Annotated in this window: 28 protein-coding genes; 12 read left to right on the top strand and 16 right to left on the bottom strand. The window is 42.3% G+C overall.

All coding sequences use genetic code 11. The annotated features are described in order from the left end of the window. Nucleotides 1-22 precede the first annotated feature (22 nt). The 13 genes from J0M15_09975 to J0M15_10035 form a co-directional block, all read right to left on the bottom strand. Entirely contained in the window at nucleotides 23-436 is a 414-nt protein-coding gene (locus J0M15_09975; GenBank protein MBN8537368.1) for a hypothetical protein, read from the bottom strand. Beyond that, complete coding sequence (locus J0M15_09980) at nucleotides 433-684, bottom strand: hypothetical protein (protein MBN8537369.1); 252 nt, start codon at nucleotides 682-684, stop codon at nucleotides 433-435. The genes J0M15_09975 and J0M15_09980 overlap by 4 nt, the downstream gene beginning before the upstream one ends. Then, nucleotides 684-893: a hypothetical protein gene (locus J0M15_09985; protein MBN8537370.1), complete on the bottom strand. Its 210-nt coding sequence runs from the start codon at nucleotides 891-893 to the stop codon at nucleotides 684-686. Before J0M15_09985 ends, J0M15_09980 begins: the two co-directional genes overlap by 1 nt. Before the next feature lie 529 nt (nucleotides 894-1,422). Beyond that, complete coding sequence (locus tag J0M15_09990; protein MBN8537371.1) at nucleotides 1,423-2,823, bottom strand: metallophosphoesterase; 1,401 nt, start codon at nucleotides 2,821-2,823, stop codon at nucleotides 1,423-1,425. Continuing rightward, entirely contained in the window at nucleotides 2,820-3,749 is a 930-nt protein-coding gene (locus J0M15_09995; GenBank protein ID MBN8537372.1) for a hypothetical protein, read from the bottom strand. The genes J0M15_09990 and J0M15_09995 overlap by 4 nt, the downstream gene beginning before the upstream one ends. A 4-nt stretch (nucleotides 3,750-3,753) precedes the next feature. Next, nucleotides 3,754-3,951, bottom strand: a complete 198-nt coding sequence (locus tag J0M15_10000; GenBank protein ID MBN8537373.1) for a hypothetical protein — start codon at nucleotides 3,949-3,951, stop codon at nucleotides 3,754-3,756. A 248-nt stretch (nucleotides 3,952-4,199) separates the two neighbouring features. After that, the gene (locus tag J0M15_10005) at nucleotides 4,200-5,753 is read right to left on the bottom strand and encodes a HAMP domain-containing histidine kinase (GenBank protein MBN8537374.1); all 1,554 of its coding nucleotides are present in this window, start codon (nucleotides 5,751-5,753) and stop codon (nucleotides 4,200-4,202) included. Continuing rightward, complete coding sequence (locus J0M15_10010) at nucleotides 5,750-6,571, bottom strand: hypothetical protein (GenBank protein MBN8537375.1); 822 nt, start codon at nucleotides 6,569-6,571, stop codon at nucleotides 5,750-5,752. Before J0M15_10010 ends, J0M15_10005 begins: the two co-directional genes overlap by 4 nt. Then, nucleotides 6,550-8,088 carry a hypothetical protein gene (locus J0M15_10015; GenBank protein ID MBN8537376.1) on the bottom strand — a complete coding sequence of 513 codons (1,539 nt, stop codon included), beginning with the start codon at nucleotides 8,086-8,088 and terminating at the stop codon, nucleotides 6,550-6,552. Before J0M15_10015 ends, J0M15_10010 begins: the two co-directional genes overlap by 22 nt. Nucleotides 8,089-8,094: 6 nt before the next feature. Continuing rightward, nucleotides 8,095-8,376 (bottom strand): hypothetical protein, encoded by a 282-nt coding sequence (locus J0M15_10020; protein ID MBN8537377.1) that lies wholly within the window; start codon nucleotides 8,374-8,376, stop codon nucleotides 8,095-8,097. Then, nucleotides 8,373-9,713 carry a sigma-54-dependent Fis family transcriptional regulator gene (locus J0M15_10025; protein MBN8537378.1) on the bottom strand — a complete coding sequence of 447 codons (1,341 nt, stop codon included), beginning with the start codon at nucleotides 9,711-9,713 and terminating at the stop codon, nucleotides 8,373-8,375. Before J0M15_10025 ends, J0M15_10020 begins: the two co-directional genes overlap by 4 nt. A gap of 415 nt (nucleotides 9,714-10,128) precedes the next feature. Then, entirely contained in the window at nucleotides 10,129-10,335 is a 207-nt protein-coding gene (locus tag J0M15_10030; GenBank protein ID MBN8537379.1) for a hypothetical protein, read from the bottom strand. Nucleotides 10,336-10,507: 172 nt separating this feature from the next. After that, nucleotides 10,508-11,050 carry a hypothetical protein gene (locus J0M15_10035; GenBank protein MBN8537380.1) on the bottom strand — a complete coding sequence of 181 codons (543 nt, stop codon included), beginning with the start codon at nucleotides 11,048-11,050 and terminating at the stop codon, nucleotides 10,508-10,510. Between the two features lie 160 nt (nucleotides 11,051-11,210). On the opposite strand from J0M15_10035, the gene J0M15_10040 reads away from it, so the two are divergent. The 12 genes from J0M15_10040 to J0M15_10095 all read left to right on the top strand — a co-directional run bounded on the left by J0M15_10040 (nucleotide 11,211) and on the right by J0M15_10095 (nucleotide 20,985). Beyond that, the gene (locus tag J0M15_10040; protein MBN8537381.1) at nucleotides 11,211-11,873 is read left to right on the top strand and encodes a TetR/AcrR family transcriptional regulator; all 663 of its coding nucleotides are present in this window, start codon (nucleotides 11,211-11,213) and stop codon (nucleotides 11,871-11,873) included. Continuing rightward, the gene (locus J0M15_10045) at nucleotides 11,870-12,286 is read left to right on the top strand and encodes a hypothetical protein (GenBank protein ID MBN8537382.1); all 417 of its coding nucleotides are present in this window, start codon (nucleotides 11,870-11,872) and stop codon (nucleotides 12,284-12,286) included. The genes J0M15_10040 and J0M15_10045 overlap by 4 nt, the downstream gene beginning before the upstream one ends. Beyond that, on the top strand, nucleotides 12,283-12,579 hold the full coding sequence (locus J0M15_10050; GenBank protein MBN8537383.1) for a cupin domain-containing protein: 297 nt from the start codon (nucleotides 12,283-12,285) through the stop codon (nucleotides 12,577-12,579). The genes J0M15_10045 and J0M15_10050 overlap by 4 nt, the downstream gene beginning before the upstream one ends. 13 nt (nucleotides 12,580-12,592) lie before the next feature. Then, nucleotides 12,593-13,003, top strand: coding sequence for a hypothetical protein (locus J0M15_10055; GenBank protein MBN8537384.1), 411 nt, complete (start codon nucleotides 12,593-12,595; stop codon nucleotides 13,001-13,003). A 21-nt stretch (nucleotides 13,004-13,024) separates the two neighbouring features. After that, on the top strand, nucleotides 13,025-13,483 hold the full coding sequence (locus J0M15_10060) for a hypothetical protein (GenBank protein MBN8537385.1): 459 nt from the start codon (nucleotides 13,025-13,027) through the stop codon (nucleotides 13,481-13,483). A 39-nt stretch (nucleotides 13,484-13,522) separates the two neighbouring features. Continuing rightward, a complete protein-coding gene (locus tag J0M15_10065; protein ID MBN8537386.1) occupies nucleotides 13,523-14,221 on the top strand; it encodes an ABC transporter ATP-binding protein in 699 nt (232 codons plus the stop codon). Nucleotides 14,222-14,226: 5 nt separating this feature from the next. After that, nucleotides 14,227-15,450, top strand: a complete 1,224-nt coding sequence (locus J0M15_10070) for an ABC transporter permease (GenBank protein ID MBN8537387.1) — start codon at nucleotides 14,227-14,229, stop codon at nucleotides 15,448-15,450. A gap of 13 nt (nucleotides 15,451-15,463) precedes the next feature. Next, nucleotides 15,464-16,204, top strand: coding sequence for an outer membrane lipoprotein-sorting protein (locus J0M15_10075; protein ID MBN8537388.1), 741 nt, complete (start codon nucleotides 15,464-15,466; stop codon nucleotides 16,202-16,204). After that, complete coding sequence (locus tag J0M15_10080; protein MBN8537389.1) at nucleotides 16,201-17,505, top strand: hypothetical protein; 1,305 nt, start codon at nucleotides 16,201-16,203, stop codon at nucleotides 17,503-17,505. The genes J0M15_10075 and J0M15_10080 overlap by 4 nt, the downstream gene beginning before the upstream one ends. A 66-nt stretch (nucleotides 17,506-17,571) precedes the next feature. Next, a complete protein-coding gene (locus J0M15_10085; protein ID MBN8537390.1) occupies nucleotides 17,572-18,954 on the top strand; it encodes an MBL fold metallo-hydrolase in 1,383 nt (460 codons plus the stop codon). Next, nucleotides 18,951-19,832, top strand: a complete 882-nt coding sequence (locus J0M15_10090; GenBank protein MBN8537391.1) for a TIGR00730 family Rossman fold protein — start codon at nucleotides 18,951-18,953, stop codon at nucleotides 19,830-19,832. The genes J0M15_10085 and J0M15_10090 overlap by 4 nt, the downstream gene beginning before the upstream one ends. Next, complete coding sequence (locus tag J0M15_10095) at nucleotides 19,792-20,985, top strand: lipid A deacylase LpxR family protein (GenBank protein ID MBN8537392.1); 1,194 nt, start codon at nucleotides 19,792-19,794, stop codon at nucleotides 20,983-20,985. Before J0M15_10090 ends, J0M15_10095 begins: the two co-directional genes overlap by 41 nt. Nucleotides 20,986-20,996: 11 nt before the next feature. On the opposite strand, the gene J0M15_10100 is transcribed toward J0M15_10095, so the two are convergent. Genes J0M15_10100 through J0M15_10110 form a run of 3 tightly spaced genes read right to left on the bottom strand, consistent with a single transcriptional unit; the run spans nucleotide 20,997 to nucleotide 23,271 of the window. After that, on the bottom strand, nucleotides 20,997-21,482 hold the full coding sequence (locus tag J0M15_10100; GenBank protein ID MBN8537393.1) for a hypothetical protein: 486 nt from the start codon (nucleotides 21,480-21,482) through the stop codon (nucleotides 20,997-20,999). A 29-nt stretch (nucleotides 21,483-21,511) separates the two neighbouring features. Further along, entirely contained in the window at nucleotides 21,512-22,345 is an 834-nt protein-coding gene (locus J0M15_10105) for a metallophosphoesterase (GenBank protein MBN8537394.1), read from the bottom strand. Next, a complete protein-coding gene (locus J0M15_10110; protein ID MBN8537395.1) occupies nucleotides 22,342-23,271 on the bottom strand; it encodes a hypothetical protein in 930 nt (309 codons plus the stop codon). Before J0M15_10110 ends, J0M15_10105 begins: the two co-directional genes overlap by 4 nt. Between the last annotated feature and the right edge of the window lie 75 nt (nucleotides 23,272-23,346).

Consider the following 23,346-nt stretch of genomic DNA (forward strand, 5'->3'; position numbering starts at 1 on the left):
AAGATCACCTCCTTTTTTAAAGTTAGATTGCAATGGAGTCCTCTTTGGCTTCGCCCTTGTCTGGAAAAAGGCATAAGAAGATATTTTCCGGAAGAAGCTGCACTCTGAGCGCGATGAAGCTACCGACAAGCCGCCCTTCGCCGATTCGATTCCAACTCGTGCGGTTTTCACCAGAAGGCAACTGGTATTCTTCAAGGCTTAAGACGATATATTTCGTGTCGTCTTTTTCGTCGGGCACGACAAAATACTGATGGCTCGGAAACAAAAATAGTTTCAGTCGAAACTTTTTAGATCCCTGTTTTAGAAAGGCGATTCCAACGCTTTCACCTTCAATAATTTCGCCGCTCGATGTGACCTCGCCGACATAGACGCCGAAGCTGTCGGACTTACGAATTGGGATGACATTGCTGAATGGAAAATTTGAGTTGTCGTTCATGCTGAGAACCTTTCCATTTCGAACATTTCTACAACGTCTTCAGTCCACCCGCATTCGCAGCAAGTCAGATAACCGCTCTGAAAATCGGTGAGTCCGCCGCACTCTGGACACACATCGCCGTCAACTGGCGGTCCCGATTTTTTGAAATTAAGAAATCTGCGAGTAAGCAATGGCTCTTGACGTTTGATATGGACCAACTCCGATTCGTTTCGATAAATTTCTTTTTTATCTTTTAGTGTTCTAGACATTAGAAATTCCTCCACTGATTTGAGCTGTGCGATGAAGGAGTTCGTTTTGTCTCGATTCGCTCCCATTCCTCAAGAGTCATATCTGGCGCTGTAACCGCGCTCTTCAGTCGCAGCCAAACCGATGACGGTTTCGCTGCCACAGGTAGAGCCATTTTCAGATCGCTATTGATCTCCGTGGTCGTCTTGTTTTTGATTTTTTTGGCATTCATAGATGCACCTCCTTAGTTTCGAGTTAATAGAAGGCGTTCTCGCGACGACTTCCTGCCGTTCTATAAAGCAAAACAGAACGCAGACCCGCCGAAGGCGTGTGCCAGATAAGTAAGTTGCTGATTTGTGTGATGAAGTTGAATTTGTACTTTTACGATTGAAATTCTAAGGGTGGCGATGGTCCGCCACCCGTGATTTTGAATTACTAAGTGATTTCTTTAAGTTGATGAATATCTCTATGGTGGCGGACTTCCGCCATGGCGCTTTGCTCACTTCAGATGAGAAATCGCAAATGGTGACGACGCGAAAGATATTTGGGTTCTTACTTTTTGTGTAAAAGCTTAGATTTGATAGTCACGGTAATTGGCTTTGATCAATTCTGACAACCTGAAATGGCCAATCTTGCTTAGAGGGCTGCAGGGCAGTTTTGCGCAATTATTTCCGATAATTGGTTCGACCGTTCATGAAGGCTAAACACTCATTATCAATGAGAGGATTCATTAAAGTGTAGGTCTGGAATGGCATGCTGGCTCAGTATGCGGGCTTGCCGTGGTGGACTAAAACATACTCCCACTTTTCTAGCCGGTAGAAATAAAACTCGAAATTTTTCTTTGCTGGGATCAGAACATTGAAACCAATGAGATTCATATTCTTGATTTGACCGTTATTTTTGTCGTAGTCAGATTCCATCAAAGAAGGGGCAGCAATAAGGTGAACCGATTTACTTGGAACATCTACCTGACCTTCTTGTTTATAATACTGCAAGTGCTTATGACCATGGAGCGATATAGAAATATCGTTCGAGAAAATGAAATCAAAAGCCTTGAACGAATTTAATACCCTCATTGCCTGAATTTTTGTGAAGTGATCGGAGTCCAAAGAAGTCCGGGAAATGTCGTCTATCAAGTGATGGTGCATAACCCCAATTCGGACTGAATCAGATTGTAGGAATGAAGGGATCACAACAGGAAACACACCCTTCGCCATCTCCTGCGGAATCGAGGAATTGATCAAAATAAATTCCACATCGCAGCCGTTCATCTGCCGACTCACAATAGAAACGGGACTGTTTTCAAACTGTTCAAAACACACTGGAAGTTTTCTCTTTGGATAGGTCTGAAACGTCTGCAAAAGACGAGATTCGCTTCGGAGTGGATTCAAATAGCTCTTTGCCGCCAGTAAGGGACGCGAAGACCCAGTCCATGCATCATGGTTCCCAGGAATAAATAAAATATTCTCCTCTTTGAACCCACAATTTTTTAGTTCGCCAAGAAACTTTTGAAACTCTTCCGTGTTGGCTACGCTGCCATTGTCAGTGCAGTCACCAGACACAATCAAGATGTCATTCTGTAGACAAACACCCCGTTTTTTTAAAATGTCTAAAAACTTTTTCCTTAGAATGTTGCAATGACCCGCTCCAAATGGATTGAATTCAACGTTCATGTGCAAATCAGAGATATGCCATACATAAGAAGCTACGTTTTCAAAAAACTTTCTGTCTGGTTGTTTGTTGAGGCTGTTTAGAATTCCAAAGGGAGTCGGCTGCATATTATCTGAAGTCTCAGACTGATGATACACTTGTGCATCAATGTTATTTTTGATGGATGCGCTCGTCGGTTCTTTTTTTTTAATCTTCTTGTAGAACGCGAAAAGATTCTGCTCTTGAATATCAAAAGAAGTTCCACAATGTTCACAGGCCGCAGACTTCAAAGAGGCGATTTTGTCTGAAGAAATACCCGTCACAATACTCTCACAGGTAGGACAAATGATTGTAAACCATTTTTGAACATCCTCATGTGTAGATGCAAATTCCTCACAGAGAAGGACTGCGGTTTTGAGTTCCACAGCAAACCGTATCGAAAGAGAAGAGGGCGAAAATCTCTCATGAGTCGAAATGTATTCGAGAATTTTTTGCCGCTTCGCTTGCATCATTTTTCTAATACTTCCAAAAGTTTTTCCTGGGCGTAACTGATTAACTCTTCAGTAACATCCCCGGCACGAATCCAGAACGTTCCCGTCTTGAAACCGATCCAGACGGTATATGTTTGACCATCATATTCAAAATCAATACCGGCGCTATTAAGCGTGTAATCCTCGTCGATCAAATCTTTATACTTTTTCGTGTCCATCAGTTCGGTATCCGGACTGGCAACCAGCGTCAGCTCGGCGACTTCCTGATCAGGATTCGTGACCTTGCCGCGCATACCTCGTCCGTCCAAAGCCTTTTTGTATTCATCAAATGCATCTTTGTCTTTGATATACAAATGACTTAACCCAACCGGTTCTTTTTCAGAATTAAGATAGTTTTCAAACTTTGCCGCAACCAATTGAGCACGTTCTTGTCCTCGTAGCTGCAAAGTAGACTCATCGTTATCCCAGACTGCAATAACGAAGAGTGGTTGTATTAAGTGGCGAACACTAAGTTCCTCGATGACCTCTTTGGCACGCCCCGGATACACGAAAAGAAAATAATATTTGTTTCCCAATTTAGAAATATGAAGAAGTCGGCCTTCATTGGGAAGTTTGTTCGGCGCATACCCCTCATCGAAAAGCTGTGCCCAAGCTTCGTCGTTGAAATGCGATTTAATTTTTTTAATGCCACTTTCAATTTTATTTTCATTCTTGAGATTGATAGCTTGATACAGCTTCAATGTTGTGTTGTGTGCGTAGAGTTTGGAATCCCAAATTCCAACCAACTCCGAAAGTGTCGTTTGGCCCGAAATTTCTTTTACGAGTTGAAGATGTGATAGTTCAGACGAAGGGCTTTCGCTGAAAACTTCGCTATAAATTGCCTTTAGCTCTCTAAGCGAATGCATTTTTAGAATGATACTTAGCGGCCTTAGCTTGAAATCTTTCATGCGTTTACCTTTTTATTCCTTCGACAAACTGCTTGATTAGCTCCAAGGCTACGGCATTTGGCTTAACGTTTTCTTTTTCACAAGCAGACTTGAATTCGGCCAACAATTCTTTGGGAAGCCGGAAAGTAATATTCGCAGATTCACTGTGCTCGTCGTCAGCACGCAACTTTTTTAATATGCTTCGAGTATCCACGGGTTTCATCAGCTTGTTCCTTTTCGATCCTGATTGGTATCTATCGCACATATATTTAGTGTGCAATTACCATGTGCAAACTGCACTAAATTATATTGCGCAGCGTGCTGCACTGATACCAATGAGAAATTCTGCATCATGTGGAAAATCGAATACTTCTGAGTGCCATTGCTTCATAGAAACTGTCATACCAAGTTGAAATCAGATTATTACGCCCGTGAGGTTCATCCTGACTTTTACGTTTTATGGAGGCGTGACTAGCGAACTACAAACGGAATTTCAGAAATTTGGCTTTTGGGCACGAGAAGAACGCCCAAACGAGAACACGCATTTCGAATTTCATCATTGTCAAAGTTGCCTGTAACTAGGCAGCGCGCGGCACCTGCGGGCATTTTCTCAAGCATGCTGAGTCCATTTTCGCCGCTGCCAAGGTCGTAATCGAAAAGCAATGTGAAGTCTTCGGGATTGGTCAGAACTTCCTGACTGAGCGAACCCAACCCCTTGCCGTCAGCAGCAAAATTCGTTTGCGGCAAAAGCTTGGACTCATCCAACTTAAGCCTCCAGAGCTCACGCCCGGCTTCTTGGTCATCAAGTACATAGATCTTAGATTTTGAATTGAACTTCAACCGAGGAACATACCAGGCTGCACGATCTTTTACTGGCAACCGAATCGTAATGGATGTACCGACCCCAAGTACAGATTCTGCGAGAACCGATCCACCCCAGTCATCAATGTGTTCTTTCGCATGTGAAAGACCGATTCCAGATCCATTTGGCTTACCAGATGAAAAATTCTTTTCAAAAATGCGATGCAAATTCTCGGAGGCAACTCCTTTTCCAGTATCAGAAACACTGATTTCGATTTCGCCACCGTTATCTTTTGCGCGAACTAGGATTCGGCCATCAGCCCCCAGGGCTTCAATTGAATTCGTTATTAAGTTTCCGAGGACAGCGCGAAGTTCAAATGGGACATGAGCCACCAGCGCCGACGAGATCATATCGTCGATATCAAATTGAAGCTGTACGGTTTTTGCAACGTAGAGATTCAGCTCTCTTCGTGATTGAGTAAGGGTGCTATAGATGTCAGTTACAAACTGATCAGATAATTTTTCATCAGGTCTGTCGTCGAGCTTCGAAATCAATTCGCGAATTTGTCCAATGGTCAGTTCCAGTAATTCCCGATCCTTTGAAACTGAGTCCGGCAATTTTTTTGGTATCCGCATCAATGCCGCAAGCGGAGTTCGAAGATTGTGGCGAACCTGCTGTGCTACTTCGCTTTTAACGAGCTGCTTTTCTACTTCGAGGTCTTTCCTAAACTGCTCACTTAGCCGTCGCTTCATAAACTGAGTTTGCGGAATCGAAACAAGATTTAAGATAAGCCACAAATAAAACGCGTAGGGAACCAAGCTAAAGCGATCAAACTCAAAAGTGATTTTATCAGATGAAATTGAAGATAAACTGACCTCGACCGGGACGGTTATCGAGTCCGTGGTAAGTGACCTCAGAAATCCAGTGTCGCTAAAAACCTCAGCTTTCGGTGGTAAAACAAATGAGCGGCCAGGTTGCTCAGACTGGTAGTGAATCTTTTCAAAATTAGCTAGGCGCGCTTCTTGTAAGATCAGACTTGCCTCTCGAAAGTCGTCTAGCTTGACCATCCTTGAAAGAAAACGCGTTGTTTCTTCGGCGACGGATTGAACATGAAGCGCGTTTAGCACAACGGACAATCCGCAAAAAATCAATAAGCCCAACGCCGAAATGACGTACTGTCTTTTTTCAAATTGCTTTATCCGCTGTGCAGGAGTTTGGTTCACTGAACTTCCCCCTGGGCTTGCAAAACAAATCTTGAAGTTCTCAGCGGCGCATCTTTTAAGATTATTATCAGCGAATGAAAAACTTCGACATTTTTTAAAATTGGAATTTGAAACGCACCAATTTGTTCGCCGTAGTTTTCTTTTTTTTCTAGAAGGGGAACAATCTTCTCTAAAAAATTAGAGTCGATGTGCCATGGGGTAGTCGGTTCAACAATTTCAATGTTAGCGTCCTTCTCGATAAGCCAAGCAAAATTAGGCAGGGCCTCAAGTAATGATCTACGCAGGCAATTATCTAAGGAATCTGAAAGTGCAAATCCCAACGACCGCTTTTGGCTTGGAACTGATTCAATTGAACAAACGACTCCAAAAATATCATCAGGAGTCGCCATTCGATAAAATGAAACTTCTGAATTTGAATTTTGATTCCGAAACTTTTCGGCCAACTCACAGTTTGCTGTGAGTTTTTGAAATGGCGTATGAGTTTGAATATGTTTTTCGAGATAAAATCTTTCGAGCGCTTCAAATCGTGCATGAGGCATCGGATCAATAGTAGCCGCTGCTGCAAAGCCAACTGAATCAAATCCAAAATTTTTACAGATGAGTCTTTCGATTGCTTCTGCGACTGATTTTTCTAAAGCGATATCTCGGCGCGCATCAACACCCCGCCCTTCGGCCTCAATACCATTCCATGTTACGACGGTTGAAAAATCAAACAGACCAGAAAGAAATCTTTCCGGCCAACTGAACTCCTTAAATCTGGGGTTCAGTGCCTGACGATTCGAATAGAGCCAAGCGGCTAACGAAGTTTTATTCGCCATAACTGATTATTCGCATAGAGTTCAGATAATTCCATTTTCCAAGGTTTTCTTACTAGCGCAGCATAAGGCGACGCGATCAAAGGAATAATTGCTGGTTCAGATAAAGCGTGAAAATGCAGATCCTTTAACTTATGAATTCGCAAAGCCTTATCGTCAGTTGCCATGTAATCAGCTAACCACGCGGTCCGTTCGGACTTTTTCAACCCCAACAGTCCAGCGTTCAAAGAATAGGAAATCAGACTGATGTCTTCCATGAAACCAGTGTCAGTTGTCGCAACCCACGCGTGGGGAATGTCATTTTCTTTGTCGTACTTTTTAAAGTCAGGCACGTTGGTTTCTTGGTAGCAGTCGGCTTCAGGCAATTCTTTATTAATCGCAGAAACCCATTCTTGAATCGCTCCTCGCTTGATGACGCCGAGTTTAAAATGTTTTTTAGGAGCCACGAGTGTTTGCGTGCGAACTTTTTGAAGACGTTCCTGTTGTTCGACTGTCAAACCGCCTTCGCCAAGACTCGGGAAGAATTCAGCCCGCTGCTCGAAGCCTGGGACATTCGGAAAAATACTTGAAAATGCTACTTTCATTCTCTCGCCAATAAAACGGCGTTCCGCAGGAGAAAGTTCTTTTTGCCCGCGCTCAGTGAAAACAATAAAAAGGCTTCGAATCTTCATAGTGACATGACTTTCGAAATCTGAATTCTTTGCGGCAAAGGCGATCAGTTCATCTGCTTTCGACGCATCAACAGTGGTTAGATGGTCTACGCGTCCTTCCTTCAGAGCTACTAGGCTTGCACCTTTTGTTGCTGAATCTGTCGGAACAAGAATTATTTGTTCGGGAACATCATTTGTCGCAAAGTAGTGATGCTTATTCAATTGAAGACTAATATTTCCGTTTCCGTCATCTTCAGCCACTGAATAGGGACCACTTGTTTCGGCATAGTTGATGATCTTCAAAGTTTTTGGATCAACACTTGATTGCGGAATGATTGCAAAATCAATCGCACCCAGCATCGGCAATAAAAATGACTTTCTTCCTTTGGCACTTAAAAATACGTGCTCGTTATCTTGTCTGATACCAGGACAAGGATCTTCAACAGTTTTTAGTTCAATGCCAGGGCATACGATGTCTTTGAAATTGCCGTGAGTATTTCCAGATAAAACGAGCAGTCTTTTAAGCGAGAAAACCACATCGCTCGGAGTGATAGGTGCGCCCGAAATGGTTTTTAAACTTTTTCTGATCGTAAGTTTTAACTCGTCGCCAACCCAATCAACTTTTTCTGCGACTCCGGGCTCAATAGAGCCATCCTTCGAAATTTCGACAAGCGGAGAAAACATATTTTCTAAAAAAATGTACTCGTAGTCGAGATTGATATTAGTTGGCTCATATGCTGTGGCCTTCAGTTTGACTGGAAAGGCCACTCTCAATGTTTTGTCTTTATGTGTATTTCTCATAGAGAGAACTCCTCCGACGGCTAGCACCAAGCCGAGTAAAATAAAATATTTGATGTTTGCCGTTTTCATATAATCCTACTTTGTGATGCCTGAAGCGCCAACGCAGATTGTGGTAGGATGCGTACCGCCACGTTCAATGTGTCCCTCTGCTTCCAGAACGCTTAAAATATCTTCGTCGAATTGAACGCACTGATTTTGCGACGAGACCAAAGTTTTTGTATTGCCGAGAATCCGAATTGCCCAGGCAATTTGCTGCTTTTCCAGCGCAGTTAACTTTTGCGCATTTTGAACGTCGGCCAGTGCCGTGAGATTTCCTCCCAGTAGTCCTGCCAGAATTAACATAATAGATTTTTTCATACTTCGACCTCCTCGTCGCTTGATCGTTTTAATTCAATTCCATATTTTTTCATTTTCTCTCTGACTGTGCTGCGACTGATCGCAAGCATTCGAGCAGCCCCTGCAATGGAGCCACTTTCTTCAAGCGCCTTGAGTACAATTCGTTTTTCGTCGGTCATCTGACTGAATTTCAAAGTCGTCAGATCTGGCGCCTTCTTTTTTCCGGCGGCTAGGTCACTTCTTGTTTTGAGTAAACTCGCATCCAGATGGTCACCCGACGATAGATTCACCAAAAATCGAATGCAGTGCTCAAGCTCTCTGACGTTCCCTTGCCACGGTATTCTTTTAAGTTCTTCGACAGTAGACTCAAGAAGAATTTTATTTTGATTTGTTTCTAAGTTTGTTTTTTCAAGAAAGGCTTGCGCCAAAATCGCGATATCTTCGGGACGCTCGCGAAGCGGTTTGATCGTGATTGGCAACACATTCAGTCGAAAGAAAAGATCTTCCCGAAATAATTTTTCAGCAATGAAAGCTTCTAAAGGAGCATTGGTCGCAGCGATCAAGCGAAAATCAATTTTGCGGCTCTCGGTTGAGCCAACAGGCGTGATACATTTTTCTTGAAGCACGCGTAGCAAACTCGACTGAAGGTGTTTCGCCATATCGCCGATTTCATCTAAAAAGATAGTTCCGCCACTGGCAGCCTCAAAGAAACCTTTACGGCTGCGGGCTGCTCCGGTGAAAGCACCTTTTTCGTGGCCAAAGAATTCGCTTTCGATCAGATTTTCTGGAATAGCCGAACAGTTGACGGCAATAAAAGGTTTGCCACTTCTAGCTGAGTGATTGTGAATCGCGCGGGCGACCTTCTCTTTACCTGTCCCGTTTTCACCTCTGATCAGCACGGAATCGTTTGATGGCGCAAATTTTAAGACCAGTCGGGCGACTTCGGCCATGGACTCAGAGACGCCCACCATCTGGACACTTTCGATCAGTTTTCGATTTTCCGAGTGGGTTGAAATTGAAATGGGCTTTGTACGGCGTTCGACCTCACGACAAGCCCTGTGGAGCAGTCCAAGCAGCTTTGCATCGCCAATGTCCTTTTCGATGAAGTAAACGGCTCCTGACTCAAGCGAGCTATTGTGAGCGGCTATAGAGTCATCGCCCGAGAAGGCAAAGACTGTGAAGCCCGAATCCAACTGTTTGAGCTGCCGGATGGTTTCCGGACCGCCGACGTCTGGCATGTGGAAATCGACGAGGGCCAAAGAAAAGGGGATCACCTTCTGGCGGACTAGAGCAACGCCTTCATCGCCACTGGCAGCGGCGCGAACGAAAAAACCTTCGTCAGATAGGAATGCTGACATTGAAGCTCGAAAGCTCGCGTCGTCATCAATAAGCAATATGTTGTGTTGCACCCCTGTACCCCCGTCATATGCTGGTAGTACAAATACAGTGCCTACACTTTGGGCGGTGATTTATATTTAAAAATCATTAAGACCTCATTTAATGATATCTGAGCTGTCTTTTGCGCGTATTGCAGGGTAAAAACTGCATGGTCGTTTTGTCCCCAGCAGAGTCGTTTAGCGTAAGTGTTTAATTGTAAGGGCGATTTTCTAATCTCTGGGTGGCGATTGTCCGCCACCTTAATAAAATAGCGTATTTTGAAAATCACATTTTGAATCTTCCTAAAGACTTCTCATAGAATTTCCAGTGAACAACTTTTTGAGATCGCGCACATAAATCTGCAAAAAATTTCGAAAAAAATATCTTTCCAATTTCTTATTCAAGCGACGCTTTGATGAGCTTGATCTTCGTTTCGGTGTTCGTTGGAAGGTCAAGAAGATGGCGAATAGTTGCTTCAATTGAATCATCAACTTTCGTTTTAATTCGATCTGGCCGAGAACTCAGCTTGGAAGGCCTATTCTTATTTCTACTCCCAGGTGGGCGGCCTCGCTTTTTTCCATCAACTTTACTAATATTGGACATTTCGTCTCCTGCTCAGCGGTTTAGGCAGTCTTTTCGCATGAGCGAACGGTGATTCAAAGTGTTTGTTCGCAAGAGAAATTTATTCCAACGATACCATGACTTTCTATTTTTTACCGAGATTACAATTGTTGATCCCAATCATAATTTTTGTATATTAACTACCTTAGATAGCTCAGCGCTCCGGCACAATTCGTTCACTACCTCGTACAAGAATACTCGCAATTGAGCTACCTTCTAGTTGAAAAGGCGCTTTATATGCCTCTGTAAAGCGATAAACTGAGTGGCAGGCAATACAGCTATTCATTGTACTGCTCAATTGCTTAATTGTATGTTCTGGATTTCTGAGCTTAACGGCATCATCAGCGATTTCATCAAACTTTTTACGGGTATCGAATCCCAAAGCTTTCATTGCGGCCGGAAGTTTGCGAAATAACGACGCCGGCGTATCCGCTTCGGCAGACATTCCGGAAATTTTTGCAACCCGGCTAACTTCTTCGAAGTTTTTTGCAGATACAGCCTCAAGGATAGACTGAGTGCTCTGCAACCAAGTTCTCATCTCGAGCAATAATGCGTTACGCTCATCCTTTGTAAGCTGGACAGCTAGCCTTCCATCTTCAGACGGTTTAACTTCACCTACTGTAAATTTATAAGAAAACGCAGCAACGATAATAGATAAAATAACAACCAAAGACCAACTTACTTTACAAGTTTTCACAATTAACTCCTGATATATAAGTTAAATATAGATCACATTGCTCTCTAAAGAACTACATTTTTGTACTGTCAATTTTCCTTTGTTCTGGAATTGACGCGAGGCCCGTTAAACTCATAATACAATCGATTGAATTAGTGATACAATCGTGCAATAATTAATCATGAAGAAGAATGGTAAAAAAACCACAATTGTCCATTCAGATAAAGCGCGTGAACTACTCATCCAAGCCGCCAAGAGCCTTTTTGGAAAGAAAGGGTTTGATGGCGTCTCTGTTCGAGAAATTGCCGATGCAGCAGACGTTAATTTCAGTCTTATCCGTTATTATTTTGGCGACAAAGTAGGAATCTATAGAGCCTGCTTAGATCTTTACGGAAATGCTCGATTGAGTTCCGCTGTAAGAATTCTTGAGCCCGTAGCTTCCGTGGAAGAATTTAAAGTTCGCTTGAAAATTATGATTCAAGAAATCATCGACTCGCTTCAGCAAGATCCTGATTTGAGTCGGATGATGATGCGAGAAATGGAGTCAGATGAGCCGATAGCCGCAGACGTCATCAGATCTACGTTAGTAAAAATGGCCGAAGCCTTTGTTTACTTCTTCACAACAGCACAAAAAAAAGGAGTTTTACGGAAGGACATAAATCCGTTGTTCCTAACGCAAGTTATCCAAATGACATTAAGCCACCTTGTACTTACGGATCGAGCAAGGGGGCAGTTTTTCAATATGTCGATTAAAAACTCACTGAATAAAACTGTGCTCATTGAGAGTCTACACGCGCTTATTTTGAATGGAGTTCTTGAGCGTCACCCAGGAAGGAAATCATGAATAAATTAAACCACGAAAGACCTTGGTGGGTCTATGTGTTAGGAACATTTTTAGTACTGTTTGGGCTTTTAACAATTAAAGAGGGCGGTTCAGTCTTGTTCTTTGACTCTGCCGCAAAAGCTGAGACCGGCAACTATGTTCCCTTTGTATTATGGTTTAACTTTATAGCGGGCTTTGCCTATGTCGCGGCAAGTATCGGTATCTTTATAAATGCAAAATGGACCAGCCGTTTATCTGTCATTATCGCGGGATTTTCTGCAATCGTTCTGGTAGCGCTCTTTGTACATATATTCGCTGGCGGACTTTATGAGACCAGAACATTGGTTGCAATGACATTAAGAGCTTCTATTTGGACATTTGCATCTCTCCTTTTAATAAAACATAAACATTTACAACTAAGGAGTCCAATGTGAGCACAAGCAGTTCAATTAAAGACATGGTCCCATACAAACAAGAGGGAAAATCGGTCAATGTTCTCTTTGCAGAAGGTTTTAAGGCTATAGGCATTGGGTTAATGGCAAAGCAAAAACTTGAAAAACACAGCACGGCGACACCGGCATTTCTGTTGGTTTTGGAGGGACGTGTTGAGTTTCAGATTGGTGACGCGAAGTCCATAATGAACAGCCAGGACTTTGTTAAAATCCCGCCAGATCAAGAGCATGAAATTACTGCGTTAGAAAATTCAAAAATGATTTTAATTAAATAATAAGGGGGCGGTTATGCACGGAAAGAAAAATATTGTAGTTGGATTATTCGTTATGTCTGGCTTTATGCTGTATGGTTTTTTGCTTATCTATTGGCGAGATTTCGCAACTGATGCCGCAGAGTGGGCGGCGGCGTATGGCAATGGGAGGCATTTCGAGGCCAGGCTTGCGCATGTGCACGGCAACCTCTTTGCTCTTCTAAATATTTTGATTGGTTATCTTCTTTTCAAATTAGACATCGGTGATCAACAAAAGAAAATCGTGTCGTGGTTAGGCGTTGCGGGCATTTTGATGCCTGTGGGAATTTTAATGGAACTTATTCTTGGCGCATCACCCATCTTTGTCTTAGTTGGCGCGGTCAGCATGACAGCGAGTGTGTTTTTATTGGGAGTATTTGTGATGAAATCGAAAAAAGTGATTTTGTAAATATATAGAAGGAGAAGAGTTATGAGAATATTTTTAGTGTCGACTATCTTGAGTTTTGTTTTCAGCAGCCCGAGCTTTGCTGCCGAAAACAGTCATCATGGCCATGGGGCTAATTCCAAAGCGACAGAAACAAAGTCATCGAAGAAATTTATTGCGGATGATGCTTTGAAAGAGCGAATGAACGCTATTTTAGGAACGATGGAAAAGTTAAGTAAAAATGGGTCAGTCACCGAAAAGAAAAAGCTAGTAGTCGCAACCGGCAGTAGTGTGGAATCTGTTGTGCACGATATTTTTAAGAGCTGTAAATTGGCTCCGGATGCAGATGCTGCAATCCATCCCATATTGGCTCAGATTCTTGATGGCGCCGCTATGTTAAAAAAAGGCGACGAAAAAAATGGGCACGAAAAAATACACAATGCTCTTTTGAAATACGAAGAGAATTTTGAACATGTCGGCTGGAAACACAGTCGTTCTGAATAGCCCGTCCAACAGAGATGAAATAGCCGAAAAGGATATATTATGGCCCTGATTGAATTGAAAAACGTTAACAAAAAATACCAAAGTGGCGAAGCCGTAGTAAATGCAGCACGTGATATCACTTTAGAAATCTCTGAAGGGTCTTTTGTTGCCTTCGTCGGACCATCAGGAAGTGGAAAGTCTACTTTATTAAATCTTGTTGGCTGCTTGGATATGCCAACCTCAGGAAGTATTTCGATTCTTGGAACAAAAGTTGATTCTCTTGATCGTGTGGCGCGAGCAAAATTCAGAGGCGATCACCTCGGATTTATATTTCAGAACTTCAGTCTTATTCCAGTTCTCACAGTGTACGAAAATATTGAATACCCCCTAGTAATGGTTAAAAATTTGCCCAAAGAAGAACGACAGGAAAAAGTGCGTTCGCTCCTTGGAAAAGTAGGCATGCTTGACCAGATGAATAAATATCCAAATCAGATCTCAGGTGGACAGAAGCAACGCGCAGCCGTTGCGCGCGCTTTGGTTGCAAATCCAAAGATTGTTCTGGCCGACGAACCGACAGCAAATCTTGATAGTGAAAGCGCGATGCAGGTCATTAAAGTCATGCATCGCATGCAAGAGGAACTCGGGACAACCTTTATCTTTTCTACTCATGATCAAAAAATCGTCGAAGAAGCGGAAATAATTTATCATCTAAAAGACGGCGTAATCGTTGATCGAATAGATAGAAAGTTGAGGGCGTAGTGTATATGTCGACTATCTTAAAAATTGCTGTCAGAAATTTAACTCGCTACACAAGAAGAACTCTTTTGACCGCCACCTTAATCTCTATCGGTGTTATATTCGTTATCGTCTTTGGAGGGCTCGCCTCTTCATTTAAAAATTCAATGATTAATGTCATTACCGGTTCACTTTTGGCAGATATCCAAATTCATAAAAAAGGATACGTGGAATCTATTGATAATCTACCTCTCAATATTTTTTTGAGTACTGCGGAAACTACTGAGGCCACTAAAATTATTAGCGGTAACCCAAATGTTGTCGCCTCTAGTCCTCGGATTAAGTTCAGTGCCATGTTAAGCAACTACGCACAAACTTCCGGCGTAAGATTAATAGCCATTTATCCCGATAAAGAAATTAAAACCTGCCCCGATCTAGCCCAGCGAATAAAAGGCAGAAAAGATTTAAGTTCAATTGTAAATCCCGGCGAAATTTTAGTTCCTGAGCTTCTTTTTAAGGGACTTTCCCTTAAGCTAGGCGACGAAATTGTCGTAGTCGCAACAAATCGTGATGGCGCAGTAAATGGGGTTACGCTTCGCGTGGCGGGCTACTCAGAAGGAGTCATGGGCCCATCGGGTAAGGATGGATACATTCATATTGAAGATGCCACAAGTTTGCTGAGAATGGAGACTCCTGAGATTTCAGAGATCGCAATCAAACTTAAAGAATTCAAATATCTTTCGGGTAGCTATAAAAAATTAGCTGACACTATTAATGGTGATACCTTCGAAGTTCACACTTGGGAACAGCTGACGCCATTTTCGACGATTGTCAAAATTGTCGATGTTTTGATTCTTATGGTGCGGGTGATTTTAACATCCATCGTTCTCGTCAGCATTATGAACATTATGATGATGTCAGTTTATGAGCGGATTGGCGAAATTGGAATGATCGCGGCCCTTGGAACTCTTCCAAAGCAGATACTCTCAATATTTTTCTTAGAGGGAATTCTGCTCGGACTTATTAGCACAGTGGTTGGGGTTATTGTTGCGGTAGTTATTCTGAGCATCTTAACCATTACAAAACTGGAATTTAAATTTGGTTCAATGAATATCGCACTCACTCCCGGCATACCATGGAGTGAAATGTTGATTACAGTAACAATTGTCATGGTTATATCAGCAATCGCGACACTGCAGCCGGCAATAAAGGCGTCAAAGCTAGAGCCTGTTGATGCCCTTGGGCACGTTTAAAATTGGAGGTTATATGAAAAAATCTGTTTTTGTTTTAGCGTTGATATTTGGAATGAATTTTCCGGTTGATTCGTCTGCACTTGAAACGGCTAATGAACTTTTAAAGCGCGTTGATAGCAAACTTATGCCCGAAAGTTATGAGGCCTATCGGCGTCTAATTAACGAAGAGCCTAACGGCAAAAAGAAAGAATATACTTTTTTTACCTTAAAAAAAGGAACTGATAAAGTTGCATTGCTCTATCTTGCGCCAGCTAGCGAAAAGGGTCGTTCAACTCTTCGGCTTGGCGAAAACATGTGGCTCTTTATTCCTAACGTAAATAAGCCCGTTCGAATTACCAGTCTCCAATCAGTTGTTGGCGGGGTCTTTAATAATGCAGATATTATGGCGGTAGAATACTCCGCCGAATATGATGCCGAGTACGATTCAGAAACATCCAAAGAACGCATTTTGAACCTTAAAGCAAAAAATAAAACTGTCACCTACGATAAGCTTAAAATGTGGATTACAAAAAATGGCGAATATCTTAGAAAAGTTGAATGCTATGGCTCAAGCGGCGTATTAATAAAAACTTTGGAATTTAAAGATGATAAAAGTTTTGGCGGTGGGATTTTTCGTCCTTCAGTGATTGAAACCCATAGCCCCCTATACAAAGATTATCGATCAACAATTATTTATGAAAAAATTCGGGCCAAAAAAATTCAACCTGAAGCCTTTACTTTGCCATTCATGGGCAGATTAAAAGAATTTCAATGAAAAGTGCTCGTCATATTGTTTCTATTCTGTTTTTATTAGGCTCATTCGCGGCAATGGCGGCTGATGAGGTAACTGAATCGTCAATATTATCTGATTCAGTTGCGGCTACCTCTGAAGACAGTCTGGCTAAATTTGAAATCAGCGGCAGTTTAGATACCAAATACTCTATTATAAAAAGTCAGAAATCTTCCTCCTTATACAGGCTTCAAAATTTTGGACAGCCAGCAATCTCCGATGAGCTTTCACAATTTCTCTTGGAGCCCTATTTAAATGGTGACTATGTTACAAAAGATATCAGCTTTCACATAAAAACACATTCAACATATATCAGCGAACAGACGTCGACGAGTGAGCTGATTGAATTAAATGGTTCAGTGAATGCCTTGCCGACACTTACGTTTACTGTCGGGAAAAAAGCTTTTGCATGGGGTAAAGGGTATGCCTTTAACCCTGTGGGGTACGTAAACCCAACAAAAGATTCTGAGAACCCAGAGCTTGCTCAGGCAGGGTTAACGTCTTTGTCTGTAGACTATACCAAAAGTTTTGATTCTGGCGCGCTGAGTACGCTTGGCGTAACTTTCATCTTAGTGCCCTCAAATAAAATTCAAAACCGCTATGGAGAACTATCCCAAACAGATCTGGCGGGCAAAGCTTACTTTTTGGTCAATGACATAGACATTGATATAATGGCCTATAACAGCACAACTGTTGGAAATCATCTCGGGTTTGATTTTTCTAATAATATTTTAACTAATCTCGAAGTTCATGGCGAGTTCTCACAATTTACGAACGCACCGAAAGCGATAATTGATCAAAATACGTTGAGCATCCAAAATAAAGACGGAAACTCCTATTTGTTCGGACTTCGTTACCTTGACTCGTCTGATACAACTGTAATTCTTGAGTATTATCACAACGGAAATGGCCTTGCTTCAGATGAATTCAAACAGTATCTGCAATATGTCGATGCCACGCTTTCCAGCGGTCAAAGTGCTGCTATACAAACAGCTTTAAGTACGTCAAAAAATTATTTTCAAAAGTCAGCACTTATGAGGGATTACCTGTATCTCAAGGTCAGTAAACCCGAACCTTTTAACTGGGTATACTTTACGCCGTCGCTTTACGTGCTTCATAATTTAAATGATCAAAGTTTTTCGGTAGGAATTCCGGTGAGCTATAAGCCATTTACTAATTTTGAATTTATCTTGTGGCCTAGCTTTTTGGTTGGTTCGGCAAGCACTCAATTTGGAGATAAAATACTTTCCCAGCGCCTAGAAACTTGGCTCAGGTATTCATTCTAGAGATAGGGATCAATAAATTGACAGCGACTTAATGACTATACGTAAAAAAATTTGTCAGGAGAAAAAATGGAATTAACTATTCTTGGTGCAGCACGTGAAGTAACAGGTTCCTGTTACCTTTTTGAAACGGATCAGGTTCGTTTTCTCGTAGATTGTGGAATGATCCAAGGTGGGCGTGATTCTTTCGACCGAAATCGTGAAGAATTTAATTTTGACCCAAGTAAGATCGATTTTGTTTTGCTGACTCATGCGCATATCGATCACAGCGGCCTTTTACCTAAACTGACTTCGAATGGATTTTCCGGACCTATTTACATGACATCTGCCACAGCAGAATTACTCGCCGTCATGCTGCCTGATAGTGCGCATATTCAGGAAATGGAAATACAGCAGGCTTTAAAAAGAAAAAAACAGTCAGCACCTCCAATTTATACAATGAGTGATGTCAGTAGCTGTTTACAAAAAATCAAACCGATACACTGTGACAATTGGCTCAATCCTCACCCTTCGGTGTTATGTCGCTTTCGAGATGCCGGCCACATACTGGGTTCTGCAATAATAGAAATCAAGCTAACTGAGGGCTCTACAACTCGAAAAATTGTTGTATCGGGCGATCTCGGACAGCCCGGGCGCCCTATTTTAAAGGATCCGACACCGATTGAAGAAGCTGATATTCTTTTAATTGAATCCACCTATGGCAACCGTCTACATAAAGATTTACTTGGTACGCTTGAAGAGTTAGCCCAGATAGTAGATGACACTTTATATCAAAAGAAAGGCAACGTAATCATACCCGCCTTCGCGGTGGGACGCACTCAGGAAGTAATTTATTATTTGCACCTGTTGACAAAACAGGGACGATTAAGCCACTTGGATATTTTTGTGGACTCACCAATGGCAACGGCAGTAACTGAAATTACAAAACATAATCTAAGACTTTTCGACGAGGAGGCCCTCCTTCTTGCGGAATGGTATGCTCTCGGGAAAAACCTCCCAAACCTGCATTTCGTGGACGATGTTTCAGAGTCTAAGAAGCTCCAAGAGATTCGCTCTGGCGCCATCATTATTTCTGCCAGTGGTATGTGTAACGCCGGACGAATAAAACATCATTTGCAAAACAGCCTGCCAAGGCCGGAGTGCAGTATATTAATTTCTGGATATCAGGCTAACGGTACATTGGGAAGACGACTGGTTAATGGGGATAAGAAAGTGCGAATATACGGTGAAGATATTCCGGTACTTGCTTCAATCCATACACTAGGTGGCCTTTCTGCTCATGCCGATCAAAATGCACTACTGGGTTGGGTAAGTAAATTTAATAAACCTCCAGCGCGTACGTTCGTGATTCATGGGGAAAATATTGCTGCGAACGCCTTTGCAGAACGATTGCAAGAACAAGGTCTTCAGAACGTAATAGTACCTAAACTCAACGAGAGATTTATATTATGAGTAAGGAATGGCTTGATGACCAATATCAACAACGGGTAAAAAAAATTATAGAGGACCCCTCTTATTGCCTAGCCTACGAAGACACAGAACTCATGGCCGATGAGGATTTGCGAGCAGTGCGACTTCAGCTCGAACTTTTAAAGCCAGAAAACTATCTTCAACGTCATCATATCAATTCCACAGTGGTTGTATTCGGCAGCGCACGAATACCGTCCCCAGAACAAGCTCAATCAATACTGGAAGCGATCGAGGAGCAGGTACGGCATAGACCTGACGACGAAAAAATAAATTTAGCAAAATCTCGTGCGTGTCGCGATTTACGTCAATCAAAATATTATGAAGAGGCACGCCGTTTTGCACAGATTATTTCTGAGCGGTTCCAAATAGAGGGCCGAAGAGATTTTGTAGTGGTAACTGGCGGTGGTCCCGGCATTATGGAAGCCGCTAATCGCGGCGCCTTTGAAGCTAACGGTCGTAGCATTGGATTTAATATAACCTTGCCAAATGAACAGACCCCAAATTCCTTCATCACGCCTGGCCTATGTTTTCAATTCCGTTACTTTGGATTACGCAAAATGCACTTCTTGCTGCGAGCCGTAGCACTTGTGGCATTTCCAGGTGGCTATGGCACTTTAGATGAATTATTCGAAGTTCTCACACTTATGCAGACTGGTAAAATGCAACGGGTTCCAATCGTGCTTGTTGGCAAGACGTTCTGGCAGCGAGCCGTAGATTTTTCATTTTTTCTTGAAGAAGGTTTTGTTAATGAAAAGGATATTAATCTTTTTACAATTGTCGATACCGCTGAAGAAATCGTTACGAAAATCCATGAGTTTTATGATGGTAAACCTCCTGTTAAATGTGCCCGCCCATATTAATCTGCGTAAAATTGGAAAAATTGTATTTCTAGTGATCCCGCTCTGTCTTCAGGCCTCAGTTGCCAGCCCGGAAGAATCCAATAAAAACAGCTCAACTATCCAGAACTGTCAGCCTGAGGATGAAATAGGGTTTCGGGGATTCACGGCGAGATTGGAAAATGATACCTTTACCAATACCGATCAGAACTACACCAATGGTTTGGCCGTCACGGCAGTATCGCATGATATCGGCGATAGCCTTAAAACTGAATGCCTGCCCCTGCCATTGCGATTGCATTCAAAATTCATCAAGGCTCTGACTCCGGGTTTTTGGACGCATCCTGATGGCACAACTTCCACATACAATGTGGTTGTCAAGCTCGGTCAGGCTATATTCACACCAAAAGATTTCTCAAGCAGAGATCTAATATTAAACGATCGGCCTTATGCTGGCCTGTTGTATGTTGGAATGTCATGGAACCAACGCAGTAAAAATCCTGAAATGAATTTAGAAATACTCGACACGCGTGAAATTACTCTGGGGATTATAGGACCCTGGTCACTTGCTAAAGAAGCCCAGGATGCTGTTCACGATGCCACTACTGTCCCAAAATTTTACGGCTGGAGTCACCAATTGAACAACGAACCTGCCATACAGCTTGCGATGGATAAAAAATTTAAAAGTTATCAAGGGGATTACGCTTTCGCCCCCGGTTTCTCTGGCGATTATATATCTTCTCTTGGTGTACGCCTAGGTAATATTGAAACGTCCGTTACATTAGGTATCGAAGGCCGTCTCGGTTTGAATCTTCCGAACGACTTCGGCAGTTATACGATTCGCCCCGGCGCCGAAAATCGTCCACCATCCACAGCTTCTCCGGCCGGCCGTTCAAATGGAGCTTTTGGTCCACAATCTGGTGTTCACCTTTTCAGCATTCTGGAAACCAAACTCGTCGCGCGTGATTTCTCGCTTGACGGTAACCTTTTTAGTTCAAGCCATCATGTCACACGCCGTCCGTGGGTGGCCTTTGCTGCGATCGGCGTAAGCCTTCATACCATCATGTTGAAACGTGGCTACAAATTAGCGCTAATGCAGGCCTATCATACATTCGAGTTTGAGGAACAGGAGGCTAATCATGCTTATGGCTCAGTGGCTCTAAGCATGGAATTCTAGATAGTATCGGTTTAAAACTGATACTGAAAATTAATGCCGGAAGAAACATAGTACTGCAAATCGCGGCGAAAATTATTGTAAATCGCAACAAAGCCATTATCCAAAATTCTGAAGTGATATGAGAGAGCATAGCGATTTTCCTGGAATATCAGGGAGGTTCCGAATTCAAGCCCCCATCTGAGGGCCGTTTGGTCGTAGTAAGCCGCATCCGGATATTTTGAAGGAGATTGTAGAAAAAAACGACGACCATCCAATGAATAAATTGTAAATACTCCCACTTGCAGAGGTACCCATATTTTTTCTTTCCATGGAACTCGCCAAAGTGAGTTGCGATACGCTAGATTTGATTGATAATTCCAGCCACCCCCATCAGCTGTAAAGAAACCCAGTGACAACTCAGCGGCGTGGCTCGCATTAAATTCATAAATGCCACCCAAAGCATACTTTCCAAAAAAGCCTGCATGCTCTAGTGAAAGGCTCCATTGTGCAAAAGACATCGAGCAGTTAATAAAAACTGAAATAAAGATTAATTTTTGAGAGTGACTGATACGATTTCTCCAGTTTTCATTTTAGTAATTGAAGCATTCGTTCCCTGAATTTCAATTAATAACCATTCGCTGCCATCTGTCGATGGAGCCTGCAACATAGCCGTACCACTATCTGTCGTCAGATCAAAAATATGATTGTGACCATTTAAAATCAGAATCACCTTTGGGCTTGCGACAATATCAGAGAACATTTGCGCAACATTTCCAGTGAATCGCTCGGAATCGCGTAATTGTGCATGCGAAAAAATGATCACGGGTTTGACTGATTCATCTACAGATTTTTTTAGCCAATCAGGTTTAAATCCCTCAGAATCTTCCGGAACAGCGGAGTGAAAAAAGATAAATCTTTTTGTATCGGATTCGAACCAATAATTGCTGTCACCAAAGGCTTTTCTAAATAAGACAGGCCCCGCTCCGAGCGCATCATGGTTGCCGGTTACACTCAGGGTTGGCCCATTTAAACCGACGAAAGAATCTAGAAATTGATTATATTCCATATTGTAGCCGCTATTTGTAAAGTCCCCTAAATTTACGTTAAAATCCAGATTTGCGGTTTGATTAATCTGAAAAATAATCTGATCGAGCTCTTTGTAATTCAGATGAGAATCGGTGAAAATAGCTATGCGAATCTTTCCGTCGATCTCGATGTTTAATATACGATCCAAAGATTTTTTATTTAAATCTCGTTCTGTACGCAGCAGTTCTTCCGAAAAAGGCGAATCCTGAAGCGGCGCACACGCAATAAAAATAGATGTGAATATAAAGAGTGCAATCACAATGAGTAAGAAGATATTATGCGATTTATTTTTCATAATTCAAACTCCATTAAAAACGCACCATAAAGATCCTTGTTCAGATTTGTTTTTTGACCCTCAGCGGAAAACACGTTTTGCGCTTCGTAAAAAACACGATCAAACGATGTTCCAATCGTGAACCCAACAGAAGTTTGATCAGAAACTTTTGACTTGAATCCTCCTTCAAAATATTTTTCTTCAAAAATCAGGCGCATGTGATCATCAATACGATTAACATGTAAATAGGAGCGACTTGACAGGCCCGCTTTTATTCGCCAGCTCATATGTGCTGAAGTCGAACGAGTTACTTCACCATGAACGCCAACAGGTGTTAAATATACACTTGTCGTCCAAAAGTCTTCATTCGACCAGATAAGTCTCGCAAATGGAAATCCGAAGGTAGCCGAGAAATTTGAACTTGGCTTATAATGAACTCCTATAAAAGGAACAATTTGATTATTTAAAAAGCCCCGGTTTTTTGAACTATTGGCTGCAACAACCCACTGCAGCCTATCTTGCGGCGCAAACTCATAAAATATTGAGACTTCAGTCCAAGTATCACGCGTATCTCTGTAAACTTCGTCACTTGAGGAATTTTGAGCAGTAAAAATTGAAACCGAAGAGCCTTCTGATGCCGTCCGTTTTACTCCAAAACCTGCCGAAAGCGAACGTAGATCACTACCGATAAAAACCGGATTGCGGCCAACAGTCATATCGGCCCGTCCCGAGCTGAGGCTTTCTGCTCCGATGTGTGCCGATGCCGACCATGATTCTGTATTGAAAAGCGGGGCTCTCAGCTTCAGCTCATGAAGCCGAAGCGGTGTTTCTTTGTCTCGGTAGGGCGATGTCCAGATATCCGTACGGCCTTCGATGATCAAACGTAAATTGTGCTTGTCTACCGTTGGAATCATTCCCAGATGTGCGGCCACGCCTATTTTCGGCATCGATAGTCCCACAATTAGCAAAATACCTTTTGAAATTATAAATATAAAGCGAACATATGACATCTTCGATATCCC

It is taken from the genome of Deltaproteobacteria bacterium (assembly GCA_017302835.1).
Lineage (GTDB): Bacteria > Bdellovibrionota > Bdellovibrionia > Bdellovibrionales > Bdellovibrionaceae > UBA2316.

Bases quoted from the DNA above. Each gene is read 5' to 3' on its own strand.
- J0M15_09975 (MBN8537368.1), bottom strand. From the start codon at position 436: ATGAACGACAACTCAAATTTTCCATTCAGCAATGTCATCCCAATTCGT.
- J0M15_09980 (MBN8537369.1), bottom strand. From the start codon at position 684: ATGTCTAGAACACTAAAAGATAAAAAAGAAATTTATCGAAACGAATCG.
- J0M15_09985 (MBN8537370.1), bottom strand. From the start codon at position 893: ATGAATGCCAAAAAAATCAAAAACAAGACGACCACGGAGATCAATAGC.
- J0M15_09990 (MBN8537371.1), bottom strand. From the start codon at position 2,823: ATGATGCAAGCGAAGCGGCAAAAAATTCTCGAATACATTTCGACTCAT.
- J0M15_09995 (MBN8537372.1), bottom strand. From the start codon at position 3,749: ATGAAAGATTTCAAGCTAAGGCCGCTAAGTATCATTCTAAAAATGCAT.
- J0M15_10000 (MBN8537373.1), bottom strand. From the start codon at position 3,951: ATGAAACCCGTGGATACTCGAAGCATATTAAAAAAGTTGCGTGCTGAC.
- J0M15_10010 (MBN8537375.1), bottom strand. From the start codon at position 6,571: ATGGCGAATAAAACTTCGTTAGCCGCTTGGCTCTATTCGAATCGTCAG.
- J0M15_10015 (MBN8537376.1), bottom strand. From the start codon at position 8,088: ATGAAAACGGCAAACATCAAATATTTTATTTTACTCGGCTTGGTGCTA.
- J0M15_10020 (MBN8537377.1), bottom strand. From the start codon at position 8,376: ATGAAAAAATCTATTATGTTAATTCTGGCAGGACTACTGGGAGGAAAT.
- J0M15_10025 (MBN8537378.1), bottom strand. From the start codon at position 9,713: ATGTCAGCATTCCTATCTGACGAAGGTTTTTTCGTTCGCGCCGCTGCC.
- J0M15_10030 (MBN8537379.1), bottom strand. From the start codon at position 10,335: ATGTCCAATATTAGTAAAGTTGATGGAAAAAAGCGAGGCCGCCCACCT.
- J0M15_10040 (MBN8537381.1), top strand. From the start codon at position 11,211: ATGAAGAAGAATGGTAAAAAAACCACAATTGTCCATTCAGATAAAGCG.
- J0M15_10045 (MBN8537382.1), top strand. From the start codon at position 11,870: ATGAATAAATTAAACCACGAAAGACCTTGGTGGGTCTATGTGTTAGGA.
- J0M15_10055 (MBN8537384.1), top strand. From the start codon at position 12,593: ATGCACGGAAAGAAAAATATTGTAGTTGGATTATTCGTTATGTCTGGC.
- J0M15_10060 (MBN8537385.1), top strand. From the start codon at position 13,025: ATGAGAATATTTTTAGTGTCGACTATCTTGAGTTTTGTTTTCAGCAGC.
- J0M15_10065 (MBN8537386.1), top strand. From the start codon at position 13,523: ATGGCCCTGATTGAATTGAAAAACGTTAACAAAAAATACCAAAGTGGC.
- J0M15_10070 (MBN8537387.1), top strand. From the start codon at position 14,227: ATGTCGACTATCTTAAAAATTGCTGTCAGAAATTTAACTCGCTACACA.
- J0M15_10075 (MBN8537388.1), top strand. From the start codon at position 15,464: ATGAAAAAATCTGTTTTTGTTTTAGCGTTGATATTTGGAATGAATTTT.
- J0M15_10080 (MBN8537389.1), top strand. From the start codon at position 16,201: ATGAAAAGTGCTCGTCATATTGTTTCTATTCTGTTTTTATTAGGCTCA.
- J0M15_10085 (MBN8537390.1), top strand. From the start codon at position 17,572: ATGGAATTAACTATTCTTGGTGCAGCACGTGAAGTAACAGGTTCCTGT.
- J0M15_10090 (MBN8537391.1), top strand. From the start codon at position 18,951: ATGAGTAAGGAATGGCTTGATGACCAATATCAACAACGGGTAAAAAAA.
- J0M15_10095 (MBN8537392.1), top strand. From the start codon at position 19,792: ATGATGGTAAACCTCCTGTTAAATGTGCCCGCCCATATTAATCTGCGT.
- J0M15_10100 (MBN8537393.1), bottom strand. From the start codon at position 21,482: ATGTCTTTTGCACAATGGAGCCTTTCACTAGAGCATGCAGGCTTTTTT.
- J0M15_10105 (MBN8537394.1), bottom strand. From the start codon at position 22,345: ATGAAAAATAAATCGCATAATATCTTCTTACTCATTGTGATTGCACTC.
- J0M15_10110 (MBN8537395.1), bottom strand. From the start codon at position 23,271: ATGCCGAAAATAGGCGTGGCCGCACATCTGGGAATGATTCCAACGGTA.